This is a genomic window from Janibacter indicus, from assembly GCF_900176385.1.
Taxonomy (GTDB): Bacteria; Actinomycetota; Actinomycetes; order Actinomycetales; family Dermatophilaceae; genus Janibacter; species Janibacter indicus.
In genome coordinates this window covers 142,007-161,435 of record NZ_FWXN01000007.1, presented here as the reverse complement: position 1 = coordinate 161,435, position 19,429 = coordinate 142,007, and the positions used below count along the sequence as shown (strand labels likewise).

The window sequence follows — 19,429 nt, the reverse complement described above, 5'->3', positions numbered from 1 at the left end:
CTGAATGTCCCCTTGTGTCTGGTGCGTGTTGCGTCGTATCGGTGGTGCTGCGCCACCCAGCCTATGAGTCCGGTCGCGACTTCGCCCGACGGCCTGCCGAGGACGGGCTCACGGGCGGGTGGCCCGCGCGACCTCGCTGCGCCTGCGTGACCCGCAGGCCGCTGCGGATGAGCCGCCGGATGAGCTCGCCGCCGCTCACGGGCGTCGCGCCGGCGGCGACGACCTCGTCGTAGCGCTCGATCGGCACGTCGTAGTGGTCCTCGTCGAAGAGCTTGTGCGGGATGCCGAGTCGCTGCGCGAAGGCGTGCAGCTCCTCGAGCGAGTCGTCCGAGACGAGGTGGCTCCACGTGCGACCCCAGCCGGGCCACGTGGGCGGGTCGACGAGGATCATGGCGTCACAGCGGGTCGAGGATCCGCTGGAGGAAGGACCGGGTCCGCTCGGCCTGCGGGTCGAGGATCACCTGCTCGGGTGCGCCGCGCTCGACGACGACCCCGCCGTCGATGAAGAGCACCTCGTCGGCGACCTGCCGGGCGAAGCGGATCTCGTGGGTGACGACCACCATCGTCCAGTGCTGCTCGGCGAGGTCGCGCATGACCTGCAGCACCTCACCGACCGTCTCGGGGTCGAGCGCCGAGGTCGGCTCGTCGAAGAGCACGACCGACGGGCGCAGGGCGAGGGCCCGGGCGATGCCGACCCGCTGCTGCTGTCCGCCGGAGAGCTGGAAGGGGTACTTGTCGGCGTGCTCGGACAGACCGACCTGGTCGAGCAGGGCCAGGGCCCGCTCGCGGGCGGCCTGCGGGTCCTCGCCCTGCACGACGACGGGGCCCTCGGTGATGTTGTCGAGGGCGCTCTTGTGGGCGAAGAGGTTGTGTCCCTGGAAGACGAAGCCGCTCTGCCGGCCCAGCGCGGTCAGCTGCTCGCGCTGACCCCGGGGGAGCCGGTCGTGACGTCCGGGCGTCAGCTCGCCGAAGTCGAGGCTCGCGTCGCCGACCGTGATGACGCCGGCGTCGGGGCGCTCGAGCCCGCCGAGGGCGCGCAGCAGGGTGGTCTTGCCCGAGCCCGAGGGCCCGAGGACGACCGTCACCTCGCCGGAGCCGACCTCGAAGGAGATGTCGCGCAGGACCTCCTTGTCACCGAAGCTCTTGCGGACGTGGGCCGCGGAGACGACCACCTCAGGCTGCGACATAACGGCTGAACCTCTCCTCGGCGCGGTCCTGGAGGACGGACAGGATCGTGCAGATGATCCAGTAGTAGAGGGCGGCGAGCGCAAACATCGGCATGTACTGGAAGGTCGGTGCCGCGGCGAACCGGGCGGTCTGGGTCAGCTCGACGACGAGGATGATCGAGGTGAGCGAGGTGTCCTTGAGCAGGGAGACGAGGGTGTTGGACAGCGGCGGGATCGCCGTGCGGGCCGCCTGCGGCAGGATGATCCGCCGCAGCGCCGTCCGTGGCCCCATGCCGATCGTCTGCGCCGCCTCCCACTGGCCCTTGGGGATCGACTCGATGGCCGAGCGGATGACCTCGGCCGCGTAGCCGCCGACGTTGAGCGACAGGGCGATGACGGCGGCGACGAACGGCGGCAGGTCGATGCCGATCTCGGGCAGGGCGTAGAAGATGAGGAAGAGCTGCACGAGGAGCGGGGTGCCCCGGATGATCGAGATGTAGGCGCGCGCGATGGCCCGTGGCACGGCGGAGGTCGACATGCGGCCGATGGCGGTGACGAGGGCGAGCACGAGGCCGATGGCGAAGGAGATCGCGGTGAGCGGGATCGTCACCTTGATCGTCGCCCAGGCCATGGGCCAGGCATTGTCCTTGACGAGGTCCCAGGCGCTCGGGGCGGCCTTGTCGGCGGAGAAGTACTTGTCGTAGATCGCCTGGGTGGTGCCGTCCTCCTCCATCTCCGCGAGGGCCTGGTTGATCTCCGGCATGTAGCCGGTGCCCTTCTTCGCGGCGAAGACCGACTGGGCCTGGTCGTCGGTCTCGGCGACGATCTTGACCCCTGGGTCGGGGCTGGTCGCGATGTAGTTGCGCACCGCCAGCTTGTCGTTGACGATCGCGTCGACGCGACCCTCCTTGAGGCTCGACATCGCCTCGTTCATCCCGTCGACGCCGACGATCTCGGCGCCGTGGTCCTTGGCCACCTCGGCCCAGCTGCTCGTGAGGTTTTCGGCGGCGCGCATGCCCTTGAGGTCGGAGAGCTCCTCGATCCCCTCGGGGTTGTCCTCGGCGACGACGAGGACGCCCGCGGTGTCGACGTAGGGGTCGGAGAGGTCGTAGAGCTTCTCCCGCTCGGGGTTGACGTTGACCTGGTTGGCGACGACGTCGAAGCGCCCTGCGGCCAGGGCGGCGAACATCGAGTCCCACGGCGTCGCGACGAACTCGACCTCGACCCCGAGACGCTCGCCGACGGCCTTCATCACCTCGACGTCGAAGCCGGTGAAGTCGTCGCCCTGCTTGATCGAGAAGGGGCGTACACCCCTTCGGTCCCGACCCGAAGGGGGTCGGGCACCTGGGCGGACGTCCTCTCGGGGGTCGCGGGAACGGAAGGCGCAGCGTGCGCGGCGGGCGCGGACAGGAGCGCCGGGCCGAGGGCCACGGCGAGCGCGAGCAGGAGGTGGGCGAGACGCCGGGGGAGCGTGGTCATCAGGTCGTCAGGATATGCGCGGGCTCACAACCGCCGCAGGGCGGTGGCGAGCACGACCGTCTCGCCGACGCGGTCGGACGCGTCGAGGTCGACGGTGGCCTCCATGACCCAGTCGCCGTCGCCCTCGGGGTCGGCGAGGGTCTGGCGCACCTCCCACAGCCGCACGTCGGGGGCCACGTCGGGGTCGAGCCCCGGTGCCGGGCCACGAACCTCCGCGATGTGCAGGTGGTGCGGACCGCGCGCGTCCTGGTCGGTCCCGATGCGGTCGTGCTCCTCCCAGTAGTCGCCGAGGGCGACGTCCCAGTCGTCGTGGCGCATCAGTGGCGCGCGGCCGTCGTCGGCGAGCTCGGCCGCCGCGGCCTCGAGGGCCGACAGCGCCGACAGGTCGTCGCGCGCTGCGCGCTCGACACGCTGCCACAGGGCACCGCGCACCATGGTCCGGAAGGGGCCGGTGCGGGCGGACAGCGGGCGCGGCGGTGCCGTGGCCTCGCGGCCCTCGGCCAGCCGGGTGGCCGCATCGGGGTCCGTGAGTGCCTCCCACTCGTCGAGGAGCGAGGAGTCGGTCTGCCGCACGGTCTCGCCGAGCCACTCGACGATCTCGCGCAGCTGCGGCGAGGAGTGCGCCTCGGGCACGGTGCGTGTCAGGGTGCGGTAGGCGTCGGTGAGGTAGCGCAGCACGAGTCCCTCGCGCGGGCCGAGGGTGAAGCGCCGCACGAAGTCGGCGAAGGACATGCCCTCCTCCCACATGAGGCGCACGACCGACTTCGGGACGAGGGCCTCCTCGGGCAGCCACGGGTGGGTCTGGCGGTAGGTCTCGAAGGCGGCCGCGAGCTCCTCGGCGAGCGGCCGCGGCCAGGTGATCTCGTCGAGCAGGCGCATCCGCTCCTCGTACTCGATGCCGTCGGCCTTCATCTCGGCGACCGCCTCGCCGCGGGCGGCGTGCTGCTGGGCGACGAGGACGGCCATCGGCGCCTCGAGGACCGCCTCGATCGTCGAGACGACGTCAAGGGCGTGGGTCGGGGAGTCGGGGTCGAGCAGGTCGAGCGCCGCCAGCGCGAAGGGGGCGAGCGGCTGGTTGAGCGCGAAGTCCGGGGGCAGGTCGAGGGTGAGGGCCACGGTCCGGCCGGTCCCGTCCGGCTCCGGGAGACGCTCGAGCACACCGGAGTCGAGCAGGCTGCGCCCCAGACGGATGGCCCGTCGGGCGAGGCGAGCCCTCCCCTTCGCGTCCTCGTGGTTGTCCCTCGTGAGGCGCGACAGGGCGGTCACGGGGTCACCGGGCCGGGCGACGACGTTGAGGATCATCGAGTTGTCGACCTTCATCCGCGACCGCAGGGTTTCGGGCGCATTGCTCGTCAGCTTGGTGAAGGTGTCCTCGGTCCACACGACGAAGCCCTCGGGCGGCTTCTTGCGCTGGACCTTCTTGCGCTTCTTCTCGTCGTCGCCCGCCTTGAGCAGCGCGCGGTGGTTGTCGATGACGTGCTCGGGTGCCTGCACGACGACGTAGCCCTCGGTGTCGTAGCCGGCGCGGCCGGCCCGCCCCGCGATCTGGAGGAACTCGCGCACCCGCAGCACCCGGTGGCGGGTGCCGTCGAACTTCGTCAGCGAGGTGAAGAGCACGGTGCGGATCGGGACGTTGATGCCGACGCCGAGGGTGTCGGTGCCGCAGATGACCTTGAGCAGGCCCTCCTGGGCGAGCTGCTCGACGAGCCGGCGGTAGCGGGGGAGCATGCCGGCGTGGTGCACGCCGACGCCGCGACGCAGCATGTCGCCGAGGGTGCGGCCGAAGCCGGCGGAGAAGCGGAAGCCGGCGAGCCGGTCGGCGATGGCCTGCTTCTCGTCCTTGTCGAGCAGCTTGAGCGTCTGGACCAGGCGCGCGTGCTCGGCGGCATTGGCCTGGGTCTGGTGGACGACGTAGACGGGGGCCCGGCGCCACTCGAGGATCTCCTCGATCGTCTCCTGCAGCGGGGTGAGGGCCCAGCGGAAGGTCAGCGGGACCGGTCGCTCGGCGTCCTTGACCACCACGACGTCGCGCCCGGTGCGCTCGGCGAGGTCGTCCTCGATGGCCCGGGTGTCGCCGAGGGTGGCCGACATGAGGAGCATCTGCGCCTGCGGCAGCTCGAGCAGCGGGACCTGCCAGGCCCAGCCGCGCTCCGGCTCGGCGTAGTAGTGGAACTCGTCCATGACGACGAGACCGACGTCGGCCTCGCGACCCTCGCGCAGGGCGAGGTTGGCGAGCACCTCTGCGGTGCAGACGATGACGGGAGCGTCGGCGTTGACCGACGCGTCGCCGGTGAGCATGCCGACGTTGTCGGCGCCGAAGATCGCGCAGAGGTCGAAGAACTTCTCCGAGACGAGCGCCTTGATCGGCGCGGTGTAGAAGGCGACCTGGTCCTTGGCCATGGCGTGGGCGATCGCCCCGGTCGCGACGAGCGACTTGCCGGACCCGGTGGGGGTGGCGAGGACGACGTGGTCGTCGCCGAGGAGGGCGAGCAGCGCCTCCTCCTGGTGCGGGTAGAGCGCCAGGCCACGATCGGCCGTCCAGGCGGAGAACCGCTCGAAGAGCTCGTCGGGACCGGTGCCGACGGGCACGGAGAGCGGATCTGTCATCCGCCCATCGTCCCAGCGTGGTGACTCGGGTGTCACGATGGGGTCCGTGACCGCACCACGCACCATCACGACCGACCTCGTCTCGCTGCAGCCACCCGAAGAGCAGGACGCCGCTCTCGTCGCCGAGCTCATGGGCGTGCCCGAGGACGCCGAGCGGCCGGCAGAGATCGTCCGCGGCTGGCGAGAGCACTGGGACGAGCACGGCTACGGCACCTGGATCGCCACCGACGCCTCGGGGCGGCGCGTCGGCTTCGTCGGCCTGCGGGCGCACGACGACTTCATCCGGGTGACCATCCGCACGCTCGAGGGGCAGGGCGAGGAGGACCTCGCCGGGCCGGCCATGCGGCTGGTCGTCGCGCACGCCCTCGAGTGGCTGCCCGACCTGCCGCTGCGCCTGCGGGTGGCGCCCGAGGACCTCGCGACCCGCTTCGTCGCCGAGTTCGCGGGCATGGTCCACGCGCCCGACCTCGACCACACCGTCGGCGGGGACGACTGGCAGGTCCTCGAGCTGCCGTGGGTGCGGGTCGCCGACAAGATCCCGGCCCGGGCACGTGAGGCGATGCTGCGGATGTGGGTCGAGGTCAACGAGGCCGGGGGAGCGGTCGGCTTCCTGCCCGGCGCCGACGAAGGGGAGGTCACGGCGGTCCTCGACGGGTACGCCGCGCGGCTGGAGCGCGGTGACACCTCGCTCGTGGCGCTCAACTCCCCGCACGGGGACCTGCTCGGCTTCGGCTTCGTCGTCCGCCCCTCGGGCGCGACCGTGGCGCACACCGCCAATCTCGAGCGGATCATGACCGACCCGGCCCGCCGGGGGACCAACCACGGGGCCCTGCTCATGGCCGGGATGCACCGTGCGGCGCGCGAGCGAGGCGTCGAGCTGGTGACGCTCGACTACCGCGGTGGCACCGGTCTGGGCGAGTTCTACACCCGCTTCGGCTACACCGAGGTCGGTCGCGTCCCGGGCGGCGTCCGGGTCGCCCCGGGCGACGACCGCGACGGCGTGATCATGGCGAGGTCCTTGTGACCCACCTCGAGCCCTTCGGCCCGAAGACGGCCTGGCTCGCGGTCCTGGACCGCTCCCAGGCCCAGGTGGCCGAGGCCCTCGGCCTGACCGGCGGGCGCAACGTCTCGGGTGGCGAGGCCGCCGAGGCCTTCGGTGAGGTCGGGATCCTGCCGCCGGTACCGGGGGTCGACGGTCGGTGGACGCTGGCCGTCAGCTTCGAGCTCTCGGACATCTCGCCCACTCGGCTCGCCTCGCTCGCGGCGCTGCTCGACACCCGGGTGCAGGCCTACGCGACGCACCGCGTCGCCGAGGCGCACCGTTGGCTCGCGGCCGACCGCGGGCGGCTGCTGCGCCACGTCGAGGTCGTGGGCGAGAGCGGTGAGCTCGTCGCCTGGACCGGGGTGCCGACGCCCATCGAGACCGGTCTGGGGCTGCCCGCCCTCGAGGAGATCACCGACGAGGACGCCCGCTTCCAGGTCACGCTCGACACCACGGAGGACACGGTTCTGGCCGTGGCGCGCGGGTGGAGCGTCGACCCGATGACCCTCGGCGGCGAGGTCCCGGGGCACGCCCTCCTCTTCGACGACGTCGACGAGGGACCGCCCCCGCCCGAGCCGATGCCGACGCGCCAGCGGCGCTGGTGGTGGCCGTGGTCACCACCGACCGACCGCTGACCTAGCATTCCGCCCATGACCGAGACCGAGCACGACCAGGCGACGCGACCCCCCTTCGGCCTCGGGTGGACCGTCCACGGAGACGGTCGCGGGGTGCAGCCCGGCGAGGTCGTGCTGCCGGGCGAGCGCCTGTCCTGGCCGCGCACGATCGGCCTCGGCGCACAGCACGTCGTCGCGATGTTCGGGGCGACCTTCCTCGTGCCGCTGCTCACCGACCTGCCGCCGACGACGACCCTCTTCTTCTCCGGCATCGGCACGATGCTCTTCCTGCTCGTCACCGCCGGTCGCGTGCCGAGCTATCTGGGCAGCTCCTTCGCCTTCATCGCCCCACTGACCGCCGCGACGGCCAGCCACGACATGTCGACCGCGCTCGGTGGCGTCGTCATGGCCGGCCTGACCCTCGCCGCCATCGGCGTCGTCGTGCAGGTGGCCGGCGACCGCTGGCTGCGGGCGCTCATGCCGCCGGTCGTCACCGGTGCGATCGTCGCGCTCATCGGGCTCAACCTCGCACCGAGCGCCAAGGCCAACTTCATGAAGTCGCCGGTCACGGCGCTCGTCACGGTCGTCGTCATCCTGCTCGTCACGGTCGCCACCCGGACCCTGCTGTCGCGCATCGCGATCCTCGTCGGCGTGGCCGCCGGCTACGGCACCGCCCTGGTGCGGGGCGAGGTCACCTTCGCCCGGATGCACGAGGCCGACTGGTTCGGGGCTCCGGACTTCCACGCGCCCAGCCTCGACCTCGCCGTCGCCGGCCTCTTCATCCCCGTCGTGCTCGTCCTCGTCGCCGAAAACGTCGGCCACATCCGATCGGTCGCCTCGATGACCGGGGAGGACCTCGACCCGGTGACCGGCCGGGCGCTCATCGCCGACGGGCTGGCGACGACGCTGGCCGGGGCCGGCGGCGGGTCGGGCACGACGACCTACGCCGAGAACATCGGCGTCATGGCCGCCACCCGGGTGTACTCGACGGCCGCCTACTGGGTCGCCGCCGTCGTCGCGCTGCTGCTGTCCTTCTCGCCGAAGTTCGGCGAGGCCATCGCCACCGTGCCTAAGGGCGTCCTCGGCGGCGCCGGAGTGGTCCTCTACGGCATGATCGGCCTGCTCGGGGCCAAGATCTGGGTCGAGTCGCGGGTCGACTTCGGCAACCCGATCAACCTCATGACCGCCGCCGTGGCCCTGATCATCGGCATCGCCGACTTCACCTGGACCATCGGTGACCTGGAGTTCGCCGGCATCGCCCTCGGGACCGCCGCCGCGCTGGGCGGCTTCCACCTCATGCGCGGCATCAACCTCGTGACCCGGGCCGTGCCCGACCCGCTGATGAAGGCTTCTTCATCCGACCCTCATCCGTGACTCATGCCCCCTTCTTAGCCTCGTCGTCATGACCCCAGCCCCTCGACGTCGGCTCGGCCGCGACGGCATGCTCCTCGCGGCGATGCTCTGCGTCCCGCTGCTCGTGCTGCTCGGCTTCCGGGTGGCGGCCGCGCCCGCTGACCCGCCGCCGGTGCAGGAGCGCCCCCTACAGCTGACGACCGACCCGACATCGTCGCCGACGTCCTCGACGTCCAGCAGCTCGTCGTCGAGCAGCACGTCGCGGACCCCGAAGCCCACGAGCACGACGACCTCGAAGCCCACGAGCACGACGACCTCGAAGCCCACGAGCACGACGACCTCGAAGCCCACGAGGACCTCGGCGCCCACGAGGACGTCGGCGCCGAGCACGACGTCGCGACCGACCTGGACGCCCACGCCGACATGGACCTCGCAGACCCAGGCGCCGGCGCCGCGCTACGACGATGATGACGACGACTGGGACGACGATGACGACGAGTGGGACGACGACGATGACGACTGATGGCCGCTGACCGCCCGCGGCCGAGGCTGGCCCGCGACACGATCGTCGGCTGGATGGTGCTCGTCCTCTTCGTCAGCCTGCTGTGTGTCGTCATCGTCGTGCGCGAGAGCCTGCACCTGTCGGTGACCGAGCGCGCCAATGCCGATGTCGCCCAGGAGATCGACGAGTTCCGGACCTTCACCGAGGACGGGACCGACCCCGAGACCTCGAAGCCCTTCACCACGGCCGACCGGCTGCTCGAGGTCTACCTGTCGCGGCAGCGACCGAGCAACGACGAGATCATCGTCGGCTACGTCGGCGACACCGGTCAGGTCCTGCCGGTCCGGGGGCCTGGCGCGCCCGAGCCCGAGGAGTACGACCTCACGCGTGATCGAGAGCTGCTCGCCGAGGCCGGACGGGCGTCGTCGGGGACGCGCGAGACTCCCGCCGGGGAGATGAGGTGGGCCCGCGCGGGGGTCGATGTGCGCGGGGGCCAGGACGCCGTGCTCGTCGTCGCGGTCTTCACCGACCCGGCCCGCGCGGACGCCGACCGGACCGTGGGCACCCTGACCTTCGTCTCCCTGGGAGCCCTCCTCTTCGCCGGTGTCGTCTCCTGGCTCGTCGCCGGCCGCATCCTGCGCCCGGTGCGCCAGGTGCAGGAGGCCGCCGAAGAGATCACCGAGCACGACCTCACCCGTCGCATCGACGTCGGCGACGACGACGTGTCGGGTCTGGCCTCGACCTTCAACCGGATGCTCGACCGCCTCGAGGAGGCCTTCCGCGCGGAGCAGCGCTTCGTCGACGACGCCGGGCACGAGCTGCGCACCCCGATCACGGTGATCCGCGGACACCTCGAGCTCATGGACGACGACCCCGAGTCGCGTCAGGCGACGCTGCGCATCGTCACCACCGAGCTGGACCGCATGGGGCGGATCGTCACCGACCTGCTCGCCCTGGCCAAGGCCGACCGGCCCGACTTCGTCCGGGCGAGCGAGGACGTCGACACCTCGATGCTCACGGTGGCCCTCGAGGCGAAGATCTCGGCCCTCGCCGACCGCCGCTGGCGCGTGGCCCGGATCGCCGAGGGCACCGCCCGGCTCGATGCCCAGCGGATCACCCAGGCGGTGCTCCAGCTCGCGCAGAACGCCGTGCAGCACACCCGCGACGGCGACGCCATCACCCTCGCCTCCGACATCGTCGACGACCCCGAGCTCGGGCGCGCGCTGACGATCAGCGTCGAGGACACCGGGCCGGGCGTCCCGCACGCAGAGCGGGAGCACATCTTCGAGCGGTTCAGCCACGGCGAGCCGCCCGACGGTCGACGCCACAGCGGCGCCGGCCTCGGCCTGGCCATCGTGCGCGCCATCGCCGAGGGCCACGACGGCCGCGTCGACGTGGGGGGCGAGCCCGGTCAGGGCGCCGTCTTCACCCTCGTGCTGCCCGTCGACACCCCCCTGCCCGACCCGACCGACACGGAGGAGCCATGAGCGCCATCCTCATCGCCGAGGACCACGACGAGATCGCCAGCTTCGTCGACAAGGGGCTGCGGGCGAGCGGCTACCGCACGACGATCGTCGGCGACGGCCGGCAGGCCTGGGCTCTCGCCTCGACCGGTGCCTTCGACCTGCTCGTCCTCGACGTCGGACTGCCCGGGCTCGACGGCTTCGAGGTGCTGCGCCGCCTGCGGGGCGACGGTGTCGACGTCCCCGTCATCATCCTCACCGCGCGTGACGGCGTCGACGACACGGTCGCCGGGCTCGAGGGCGGGGCCAACGACTACATGACCAAGCCCTTCCAGTTCGCCGAGCTGCTCGCCCGGGTCCGATTGCGACTGCGCGAAGGAGGTGCCGCACCTGCCGACGACGGCACCCTGACCGCCGGTGACCTCAGCCTCGACATCCGACGCCGGACCGCCCTCGTGGGCGGGCGCGAGGTCGAGCTGACCGCCCGGGAGTTCTCCCTGCTCGAGGCCTTCGTCGAGCACGCCGAGCAGGTCCTCTCGCGCGAGCAGCTCCTCGGCATGGTCTGGGACATGGACTTCGACCCCGGGTCGAATGTCGTCGACGTCTTCGTCCGCTCCCTGCGGGGCAAGATCGGCGCCGAGCGGATCCTCACCGTGCGGGGCGTGGGCTACCGGCTCAGGGGATGAGGCCGTCCTCGCGCGCTCGCGCCACGGCCGCCGTGCGCGAGTCGACGTCGAGCTTGGTGAAGACGTGCACGAGGTGCGTCTTGACCGTCGCCTCGGAGATGACGAGGGCGCGGGCGATCTCGCGGTTGGACAGGCCACGGGCGACGGCGGCGAGGATCTCGACCTCGCGGGCCGGCAGGTCGGCCTGCGAGCGGGAGATGCGCGCGACGACCCGCTGGGCGAGGTCGGGGGAGAGGACCGTCCCACCGGCGACCGCGCGGATCACGGCGTCGGTGATCCGGGCCGGGTCGGCGTCCTTGAGGAGGTAGCCCGCTGCGCCCGCCTCGACCGCGCGCACGATGTCGCGGTCGGTGTCGTAGGTCGTCAGGACGAGGACCGCTGGTGCGGGGCGGGTCCCGCGGACCGCGCTCGTCACGCCCACACCGTCGAGCCGTCGCCCAGCCGCAGGTCGGTGACGACCACGTCGGGATGCTCGCGCGCGACGACCCCGAGCGCGTCCTCGCCGGCGCCTGCCTCGCCGACGACCTCGATCCGCTCGTCCTGCCCGAGCAGGGCCACGACACCCATCCGGGTCACCGGGTGGTCCTCGACGACGACCACCCGCACCGTGCTCGTCGTGCTCATCGCCCGACCTCCACCCATCCGGAGACGGCCGTGCCCTCACCGGGAGCGGACTCGACGCTGAGACCGCCACCCAGCTCGCGCAGGCGGGCGCGGGTGGCGCGCAGGCCGTAGCCCCCTTCGCCCGAGGTCGGGGAGGGGCGCTGCCACCAGTCGGTCGGGTCGAAGCCCACCCCGTCGTCGACGACGTCGACACGGACCGTCGTGCCGGCCTCCTCGAGGCTCACCCCGACGGTCTCGGCCCCGGCGTGCGTGCGGACATTGGCCAGCGCGCCCTGGACGAGGCGCAGCAGCGCCACCTCGACCGTCGTCGGGACCGGCGGCAGGTCCGGCGAGGCGGTGACCGTCGCCCGCACCCCGCTCTCCTCGACGAAGCGGTCGGCGACCCGGCGGATCGCGGCGGCCAGGCTCCCTTCGTCGAGGTCGGTCGGGGCGAGCGCGCCCACGATCCGGCGCGACTCCTCCAGCCCCTGGGCGGCACCGGACTCGATGTGCTCGAGCAGCTGCGCCCGCCGCTGGGCTTCGGACTCGGCGCGGGCGGCCCGGGAGAGCAGGAGCAGGGAAGAACATCCCTGGGCGATGCCGTCGTGGATGTCACGCGAGAGACGGGTCCGCTCGCTCGTCACGCCCTGGGCCCGCTGCACCCGGGCCAGCTCGTCGGTGAGGGCGGCGCTCTCCTCCTGCGCGGCGTAGAGCGAGGCGCTGGCGCTCGATGCCGTCGCGGACCAGGGCCTGCTGCGCGCGAGCGACCCCGAGCGCGACGACCATGCCGATGCACGGCCCGATGATCGCGGCGTAGGAGACCTCGCCGCTGTGCCGCACCGGCTCGAGCGCGACGACGACGAGGACCGCGAGCGAGGTGAGCACCGCCGGCAGCAGTGGCAGCACGTGTCCGGCGAGGAGCCACAGGGAGAAGGCGAGCCAGACGTTCTCCGGGGAGACCACGACGAGGAGACCCCACAGCAGCACGAGGCCGACGAGCCAGCCGGTGCCGTCGCGGCCGGCGCGCGCGACCCGCGGGCCGAGGGCGTACCAACCGGCGAAGAGCGCTAGTGCGGCGAGCTCGGCCGCCGGGTGGGTGCCGTCGGCGATCGCCCGCACGGCGCACACGACGGCGAGCACCGCGAGGAGCGCGTGCTGGCCCAGCCGCAGCCAGCGGCTCGTGCCCGTCGGGTCGCTCGTGCTGCTCACGAGCGCGACGCTACCCGGCCCGGCCACCAGAAGCGCTCACCCAGCAGCGCGGTGGCCGCCGGAACGACGAGGGTGCGCACGAGCAGGGTGTCGAGCAGGACCCCGAGGCCGACGACGAGGCCGAGCTGGCCGAGGACGACGAGCGGCAGCACGCCGAGCGCGGCGAAGACCGCGGCCAGGACGATGCCGGCGCTCGTGATGAGGGCGCCGGTGCGCGCGACGGCGCGGGCGACTCCCTCGCGGGTGCCGCGGCCGACGGCCTCGTGCCGGGCCCGGTGCATGAGGAAGATCGTGTAGTCGATGCCGAGCGCCACGAGGAAGAGGAAGGCCACGAGCGGGGTCTGCACGTCGAGCGCCGGGTGGCCGAGGAGGTGCTCGTCGAGCCAGGCGCCCAGACCGAGGGCGGCGAGGGCGCTCACGGCGTTGAGGGCGAGCAGGACGAGCGGCCCGACAAGTGCGCGCAGCAGCACGACGAGCACGGCCAGGCTGACGAGGAGCACGAGCGGGACCACGGTGCGCAGGTCCGCCTCGGCGGCGGCCCGGGCGTCGAGCAGCTCCGCGGACCCACCGCCGACGAGGGCCCGGGCGCCCGGCACCTCGTGGGCTGCAGACCGCAGGTCGGTGGCGAGCTCCAGGCTCGCGGGCGTGCCGGGGGAGGGCTCGCCGACGACGGTCAGCCGGGCGCGGCCTGCGCCGTCGGTGCCGGACGGGGCGACGGTCGTCACGCCCGGCACCGAGCGCAGGGCAGCGGTCGTCGCAGCGGTGGAGTCCTCGTCCGTCGTGACGACGAAGGGGGCGGCGGACCCGGCGGGGAAGTGCTCGCCGACCGTCACGAGACCGTCGGCCGACTCGGAGGCGGTGCGGAAGGAGTCGGCCTGGCTCAGCCCGACCCGGGCGCCGAGCAGCCCCGGCGGCCGCAGATCTCTTCGCCACCGAGAGCTATTGGCGAGATCTCGTCGCCTTCTCGTGGAACCTCGAGGCGAGCACTGCCAGGACGACGAGCCCGCCGACGAGGAAGGCGGCCGGACGCCGCACGACCACCCGGGCGACCCGGGCCCAGACGCCCTCGCGGGAGATCTCGTCGCCGGGGTGCGGGACGAAGGGCCAGAAGACGCGGCGCCCGACGAGCGCCAGCGCGGTGGGCAGGACGACGACGACCGCGACGAGGGCGATGAACAGGCCGACGGCGGAAGTCAGCCCGAGGCCGCGGGTGCCCGGCACGGCCGCGAGGAGCAGGGTGCCCAGGGCGAGGACGACGGTGGCATTGCTCGCGACGATCGCCGGGACCGTGGCCCGCCAGGCAGCACGCAGGGCGACGAGGTGGTCGTCGTGCTCGTGCAGCTCCTCGCGGTAGCGGGAGATGAGCAGCAGCGCGTAGTTGGCGCCGGCGCCGAAGACGAGGACCGAGACGATCCCCGCGTCGAAGGGCAGGCCGCTCGCCTCGCCGACCGCGGCCGTCACGGTGCCAGCAAGCTGGTCGGCGATCCCGACGACGGTGAGCGGTACGAGCCACAGGACGGGGGAGCGGTAGGTGAGCAGGAGCAGCAGCGCGACGACGCCGATGGTCACCGCGAGGAGGGTGAAGTCGGCCCCCTCGAAGGATGTCGCGATGTCGGCGCCGAAGGCCGGCCCGCCGGTCACCTGCACGTCCAGTCCGTCAGGGGCGTGGTCGGCGACCTCGGCGCGCAGGTCCTTGATCGTCTGCACCTGCGCGTCGGAGTCCGCGCTCGTCGCAACGGGCACGGTGACCGTCGCGGCCTGCCCGTCCTCGCTCACCTGCGCGTGGGCGCGCTGCGTGCCGAGGTCGCTCGCCAGCCGCGTGAGACCCGTGGTGTCGGCCGGGGAGAGGGGCGCGCCCCCCTTCGTCGCCACGAGGAGGACCGGCGCCTCGTCGCTGCCCGGGAAACTCTCGAGCTGGTCGGCGACGACCGCCGACTCGGCCGTCGCCGGGTACGCCTCCCCGCGCGGCGGGGCCTCCGCCGACCCGAGGAGGGCGCTCGCCAGCCCGACGACGAGCACGGCGAGGACGAGCACGACCGGCGCCCCCCGCCGGCCGAGGATGCGCTGGACGAAGGGGGACGTGGTAATCCTGGGTGGGTTCTTCTGGGGTGCGGGGCGCAGGGAGGTCGACATGCCATCCAGTCCACCGGCGAAGGGGGTCCCGCCACATCGCGCACGAGGTTGGTCCTGCGATCAACCTTTCGATGGATGGGCGACGCACCAGCGAGCGGACGACGAAGCAGGTGGGCGCAGGCCCGCGCCTGCCACCACGACCCCTGAATCTGCATTGCCCTACGGCAATGCAGCCTGGTTGGGCCTGGAGGCTGCATTGCCGTAGGGCAATGCAGAGATCAGAGGGCCGGCCTCAGACGGTGACGGACGGGGAGGTCGGCGCGGGTCCTCGTCGGGCGCGGGGAACAGGGCTGTGGATGACGGGAGGGGCAGTCGGACCCACCACATAGGGTGGGGCGGTGTCCTCGTCCGTGGAGTCCCTGCTCGCCGCCGCCGTCGGGGGAGTGGGTGGTTCGACCCGGCCCGGGCAGGTCGAGATGGCCCTGGCCGTCGCCCGCGCCATCGACACCGAGGAGCACCTGCTCGTGCAGGCCGGCACCGGTACGGGCAAGTCGCTGGCCTACCTCGTGCCGGCCGTCGAGCACGCCCAGCGGGTGGGCAAGCCCGCGGTCGTCGCGACCGCGACGCTCGCGCTCCAGGGGCAGATCGTCGACCGCGACATGCCGCGTCTGGCTGATGCCCTGACTCCGCACCTGCGGCGCCGCCCGACCTACGCGATCGTCAAGGGCCGCCGCAACTACGTCTGCAAGCACAAGATCGAGGGCGGCTTCCCCGACGACGAGGACGGGCTCTTCGACGTCGGCGAGGCCGACGCGCAGGCCGGCTGGCTGGGCAAGGAGGTCGTGCGGGTCCGTGAGTGGGCTGCCGAGACCGAGTCGGGCGACCGCGACGAGCTCGTCCCCGGCGTCTCCGAGAAGGCGTGGCGGCAGGTCTCCGTGTCCGCCCAGGAGTGCCTCGGCTCGAAGTGCCCCATGGTCGCCGAGTGCTTCGTGGAGCTATCCCGCGAGGCGGCCAAGGACGTCGACGTCATCGTCACCAACCACTCCTTCATGGCCATCGACGCCTTCGAGGGCCGGCCGATGCTGCCCGACCACGACGTGCTCGTCATCGACGAGGCTCACGAGCTCGTCGACCGGGTGACCTCGACCGTCACCGACGAGCTCGCGCCCGGAGGAGTGCGGGCCGCGGCCAAGCGGGCCCGCAAGTTCGCCGAGTCCTCCGAGGTGCTCGACGACCTCGCCACCGACCTCGAGGCGGTCCTCGAGGAGGCCCCCGAGGGTCGGCTGGCCACCGGCATCCCCGACGCGCTCGCCGGGGTGCTCGGCCGCTGCCGTGACGTCGCCCGCTCTCTCCTCACGGAGATGAAGCCGCCCAAGGGCGAGCAGGTCGACGGCACCCGCCAGGTCGCGCTCGTCGCCGTCGAGGAGGTCCACGACACCGCCGCACGGATGCTCGAGGAGCACGAGCTCGACGTCATCTGGGTCAGCCGCGACCTGCGGCGCGGTCCGCTGCTGAGGGTCGCACCGATGAGCGTGGCCATGCGCATGCGCGAGCGGATCTTCGGTGCCGGGGCCAGCGACGACGACGAGTCGGTGCGCGACCGCACCGTGGTGCTCACCTCCGCGACCCTCGAGCTCGGCGGCACCTTCGACGCCGTCGCCGGCACCCTCGGGCTGCGCGGTCAGGGCTCTCCCGAGTGGACCGGGCTCGACGTCGGGTCCCCCTTCGACTACGCCCAGCAGGGCATCGCCTACGTCGCCGAGCACCTCCCCGCTCCCGGCCGCGACGGGCTGGCGCCGCAGACGCTCGACGAGATCGAGGCCCTCGTGCGCGCCGCCGGCGGACGCACGCTCGGCCTCTTCTCCTCGATGCGCGCGGCCAAGGAGGCCACCGAGGCGATGCGTGAGCGGCTGGGTGACGACTTCGCCGTGCTCTGCCAGGGCGAGGAGATGATCGGCACGCTCGTGCGCGAGTTCGCCCGCGAGCCGCGCACCATCCTCTTCGGCACGCTCACCCTGTGGCAGGGCGTCGACGTGCCGGGCAGCAGCTGCCAGCTCGTGCTCATCGACCGCATCCCCTTCCCTCGTCCCGATGACCCGCTCTCGTCGGCGCGCACCCAGGAGATCGCCCGACGCGGGGGCAACGGCTTCATGGCCGTCTCGGCGACCCACGCGGCGCTGCGCCTGGCCCAAGGGGCGGGCCGGCTCATCCGGCGCGGTGACGACCGCGGGGTGGTCGCCTTCCTCGACCACCGGATGATCAAGGCGCGCTACGCCGGCTTCCTCCAGCGTTCGCTGCCGCCCTTCTGGCCGACGACCGACCGCGACCTCGTGCTCGGGGCACTGCGCCGGCTCGACCAGGTCGCGCCCCCTCCGCAGCCGGTCGCCGAGCCGGCCCGGCGCGGCATGACCGGCCGGGCGAGCGCGCCGGTCGCCGATCCCGGTCCGGCCGACGGAGCTCGCACGGCCGTCGTCCGTGGCGAGGGCTGGTCCGTCCAGGACGACGACGAGCTGCGCGACGGCGTCGACCTCGGGCTGCCGCTCGGGGAGCTCGCCGAGTCCCTCGACCGCGACGAGGAGACCGTCGCGGCCCGGGCCGAGACGCTCGGCCTGGTTGTCCCACCCCGCGGTTAGCCTCTCGTCCATGGAACTTCGTCGACTCGGCCACTCCGGACTCACCGTCTCCGTCGTCGGGCTGGGGTGCAACAACCTCGGCCGCGAGGGCACCGCCAGCCGAACCCAGGAGGGCGCCGATGCCGTCGTCCACGCCGCGCTCGACGCGGGCGTCACCCTCTTCGACGTCGCCGACGTCTACGGCGCCGAGCCGGGCCTCTCCGAGACCCGGCTCGGGGTCGCGCTCGGGGCCCACCGCGACGAGGTCGTCCTCGCGACGAAGTTCGGCATGGACATGCGCGGGGCCAACGGCCCCGACTTCGGTGCCCGCGGGTCGCGGCGCTACATCACGACCGCCGTCGAGGCCTCCCTTCGTCGGCTCGGCACGGACCGCATCGACCTCTACCAGCTGCACACGCCCGACCCGCTGACGCCCGTCGAGGAGACGCTCGACGCGCTCGACGACCTCGTGCGCGCGGGCAAGGTGCGCTACATCGGCCACTCCAACCTCGCCGGCTGGCAGATCGCCGACGCCGAGCACACCGCGCGCGCCCGCGGGGGAGCGCGCTTCGTCTCGAGCCAGAGCCACTACAACCTCCTCGACCGCCGGGCCGAGCTCGAGGTGACCCCGGCGGCCGAGCACTTCGGGCTCGGCGTGCTGCCCTACTTCCCCCTCGCCAGCGGGCTGCTCACCGGCAAGTACTCATCGGGCTCCGCGCCCGAGGGCAGCCGGCTGACCCACTCGCGCCAGTTCCTGCTCGAGGAGGCCGACCTCGACCAGCTGCGTGCCTTCGGCGACTACGCCCGAGCCCGTGACCTCACCGAGCTCGAGGTGGCCTTCTCGTGGCTCGCCTCGCGCCCGGCCGTCACGAGCGTCATCGCCGGCGCGACCCGTCCCGAGCAGATCGCGGCCAACGCCGCGGCCGTCTCCTGGGTGCCGACCCCCGACGACGAGGCCGAGCTCGACGAGATCTTCCCGACGGTGCCGCGGGTGGCCCTGTTTTGAGCGCCCCCCCCCTCGTCCTCGTCCAGGGACCCGAGACCGTCCTGGCAGATCGCGCCGTCGAGCAGGTCATCGCCGACGTGCGGGTGACCTCACCCGAGCTCGAGGTCGTCACCCTGCGGGCCGAGGGCTACGAGGAGGGCGCGCTCACCGTCCAGGCCAGCCCGTCGCTCTTCGGCGAGGACAAGCTCATCGTCGTGCGCGACCTGCACCAGGCGCCCGACGCGCTGCAGGTCGACCTGCTCGCCTACCTCGCCGACCCCGAGGACTCGGTGGCCCTCGTCGTCACCCACGCCTCGGGCAACAGGGGCAAAAAGGTCCTCGACACACTCAAGAAGGCCAAGGCGCTCGTGCTCGAGGCCCCGGCGATCAAGAGCGACCGCGACAAGGCCGACTTCGTGACCAACGAGTTCCGCCGGCAGCGCCGCAAGGCGACGGGCGACGCCGTCCAGGCGCTCGTCGAGGCCGTCGGCAAGGACGTGCGCGAGCTGGCCTCCGCGTGCCAGCAGCTCGTCGACGACACGACCGGCACGATCGACGCCGACGTCGTCGAGCGCTACCACGGGGGTCGGGTCGAGGCGACCGGGTTCAAGGTCGCCGACGCCGCGGTCGCCGGGCAGACCGGCGAGGCGCTGCGGCTGCTGCGCCACGCGGTCAACGTCGGTGTCGACCCGGTGCCGATCGTCGCCGTCCTCGCCCAGCAGCTGCGCCAGCTGGCCAAGGTCGGGGGAGCGGGCCGCGGCCGCAGCGCCGACCTCGCCCGTGACCTGGGCATGGCGCCCTGGCAGGTCGACAAGGCGCGCCGCGCGCTGCGGGGGTGGACCGGGCCAGGACTCGGCCGCAGCATCCAGGCCGTCGCGGCCGCCGACTTCGAGGTCAAGGGCGGTGGTCGCGACCCCGTCTACGCCGTCGAGAAGGCGATCCTGACGATCACCCGTGAGTTTGGCCGCGACCAGCGCCGCTGATAGATTTGTCGCTTGCGTGCGCGCATGGTCGTGCGCGCACCGCAGCAGTACC

Annotated in this window: 19 protein-coding genes; 8 read left to right on the top strand and 11 right to left on the bottom strand. The window is 72.8% G+C overall.

Annotation, left to right across the window (positions count from 1 at the left end; translation table 11 throughout):
* Positions 1–61 precede the first annotated feature (61 nt).
* From B9B60_RS10130 to B9B60_RS10115, 4 genes are all read right to left on the bottom strand, one after another.
* The gene (locus B9B60_RS10130) at positions 62–391 is read right to left on the bottom strand and encodes a DUF4031 domain-containing protein (RefSeq protein ID WP_084451285.1); all 330 of its coding nucleotides are present in this window, start codon (positions 389–391) and stop codon (positions 62–64) included.
* 4 nt (positions 392–395) lie between these two features.
* A complete protein-coding gene (locus B9B60_RS10125; protein ID WP_072624946.1) occupies positions 396–1,187 on the bottom strand; it encodes an amino acid ABC transporter ATP-binding protein in 792 nt (263 codons plus the stop codon).
* Entirely contained in the window at positions 1,174–2,418 is a 1,245-nt protein-coding gene (locus tag B9B60_RS17785; protein WP_327078583.1) for an ABC transporter substrate-binding protein/permease, read from the bottom strand. The genes B9B60_RS10125 and B9B60_RS17785 overlap by 14 nt, the downstream gene beginning before the upstream one ends.
* A gap of 251 nt (positions 2,419–2,669) precedes the next feature.
* Positions 2,670–5,252: a DEAD/DEAH box helicase gene (locus B9B60_RS10115; RefSeq protein WP_084451345.1), complete on the bottom strand. Its 2,583-nt coding sequence runs from the start codon at positions 5,250–5,252 to the stop codon at positions 2,670–2,672.
* A gap of 46 nt (positions 5,253–5,298) precedes the next feature.
* Between B9B60_RS10115 and B9B60_RS10110 the strand changes: the two genes are divergently transcribed.
* The 3 genes from B9B60_RS10110 to B9B60_RS10100 are packed head-to-tail and all read left to right on the top strand — an operon-like array spanning position 5,299 to position 8,282.
* On the top strand, positions 5,299–6,276 hold the full coding sequence (locus B9B60_RS10110; RefSeq protein WP_084451284.1) for a GNAT family N-acetyltransferase: 978 nt from the start codon (positions 5,299–5,301) through the stop codon (positions 6,274–6,276).
* Positions 6,273–6,929 (top strand): hypothetical protein, encoded by a 657-nt coding sequence (locus tag B9B60_RS10105; RefSeq protein WP_084451283.1) that lies wholly within the window; start codon positions 6,273–6,275, stop codon positions 6,927–6,929. The genes B9B60_RS10110 and B9B60_RS10105 overlap by 4 nt, the downstream gene beginning before the upstream one ends.
* A gap of 15 nt (positions 6,930–6,944) precedes the next feature.
* Positions 6,945–8,282: a uracil-xanthine permease family protein gene (locus B9B60_RS10100; RefSeq protein WP_084451282.1), complete on the top strand. Its 1,338-nt coding sequence runs from the start codon at positions 6,945–6,947 to the stop codon at positions 8,280–8,282.
* On the opposite strand, the gene B9B60_RS10095 is transcribed toward B9B60_RS10100, so the two are convergent.
* On the bottom strand, positions 8,262–8,678 hold the full coding sequence (locus B9B60_RS10095; RefSeq protein WP_084451281.1) for a hypothetical protein: 417 nt from the start codon (positions 8,676–8,678) through the stop codon (positions 8,262–8,264). The genes B9B60_RS10100 and B9B60_RS10095 overlap by 21 nt on opposite strands.
* A 105-nt stretch (positions 8,679–8,783) precedes the next feature.
* Between B9B60_RS10095 and B9B60_RS10090 the strand changes: the two genes are divergently transcribed.
* Entirely contained in the window at positions 8,784–10,250 is a 1,467-nt protein-coding gene (locus B9B60_RS10090) for a sensor histidine kinase (RefSeq protein ID WP_084451280.1), read from the top strand.
* Positions 10,247–10,912, top strand: a complete 666-nt coding sequence (locus B9B60_RS10085; protein WP_072624940.1) for a response regulator transcription factor — start codon at positions 10,247–10,249, stop codon at positions 10,910–10,912. The genes B9B60_RS10090 and B9B60_RS10085 overlap by 4 nt, the downstream gene beginning before the upstream one ends.
* Here B9B60_RS10085 and B9B60_RS10080 read toward each other — a convergent pair.
* The 6 genes from B9B60_RS10080 to B9B60_RS17550 all read right to left on the bottom strand — a co-directional run bounded on the left by B9B60_RS10080 (position 10,902) and on the right by B9B60_RS17550 (position 14,857).
* Positions 10,902–11,327 carry a LuxR C-terminal-related transcriptional regulator gene (locus tag B9B60_RS10080; protein ID WP_327078582.1) on the bottom strand — a complete coding sequence of 142 codons (426 nt, stop codon included), beginning with the start codon at positions 11,325–11,327 and terminating at the stop codon, positions 10,902–10,904. The two genes, B9B60_RS10085 and B9B60_RS10080, sit on opposite strands and share 11 nt — an antisense overlap.
* Positions 11,324–11,536, bottom strand: coding sequence for a response regulator (locus B9B60_RS17780; RefSeq protein WP_327078581.1), 213 nt, complete (start codon positions 11,534–11,536; stop codon positions 11,324–11,326). Before B9B60_RS17780 ends, B9B60_RS10080 begins: the two co-directional genes overlap by 4 nt.
* Positions 11,533–12,177, bottom strand: coding sequence for a sensor histidine kinase (locus B9B60_RS16905; protein ID WP_159451188.1), 645 nt, complete (start codon positions 12,175–12,177; stop codon positions 11,533–11,535). The genes B9B60_RS17780 and B9B60_RS16905 overlap by 4 nt, the downstream gene beginning before the upstream one ends.
* Positions 12,128–12,724, bottom strand: a complete 597-nt coding sequence (locus B9B60_RS16900) for a hypothetical protein (protein ID WP_143445533.1) — start codon at positions 12,722–12,724, stop codon at positions 12,128–12,130. Before B9B60_RS16900 ends, B9B60_RS16905 begins: the two co-directional genes overlap by 50 nt.
* Positions 12,721–13,557, bottom strand: a complete 837-nt coding sequence (locus tag B9B60_RS17555; RefSeq protein WP_234993832.1) for an MMPL family transporter — start codon at positions 13,555–13,557, stop codon at positions 12,721–12,723. Before B9B60_RS17555 ends, B9B60_RS16900 begins: the two co-directional genes overlap by 4 nt.
* A 106-nt stretch (positions 13,558–13,663) precedes the next feature.
* A complete protein-coding gene (locus B9B60_RS17550; protein ID WP_234993831.1) occupies positions 13,664–14,857 on the bottom strand; it encodes an MMPL family transporter in 1,194 nt (397 codons plus the stop codon).
* 338 nt (positions 14,858–15,195) lie between these two features.
* Between B9B60_RS17550 and B9B60_RS10065 the strand changes: the two genes are divergently transcribed.
* The 3 genes from B9B60_RS10065 to holA are packed head-to-tail and all read left to right on the top strand — an operon-like array spanning position 15,196 to position 19,377.
* Positions 15,196–17,430, top strand: coding sequence for an ATP-dependent DNA helicase (locus tag B9B60_RS10065; RefSeq protein WP_234993830.1), 2,235 nt, complete (start codon positions 15,196–15,198; stop codon positions 17,428–17,430).
* Between the two features lie 10 nt (positions 17,431–17,440).
* Positions 17,441–18,415 carry an aldo/keto reductase gene (locus B9B60_RS10060; protein WP_084451278.1) on the top strand — a complete coding sequence of 325 codons (975 nt, stop codon included), beginning with the start codon at positions 17,441–17,443 and terminating at the stop codon, positions 18,413–18,415.
* Positions 18,412–19,377, top strand: a complete 966-nt coding sequence (gene holA, locus B9B60_RS10055) for a DNA polymerase III subunit delta (protein WP_084451277.1) — start codon at positions 18,412–18,414, stop codon at positions 19,375–19,377. Before B9B60_RS10060 ends, holA begins: the two co-directional genes overlap by 4 nt.
* Positions 19,378–19,429 lie beyond the last annotated feature (52 nt).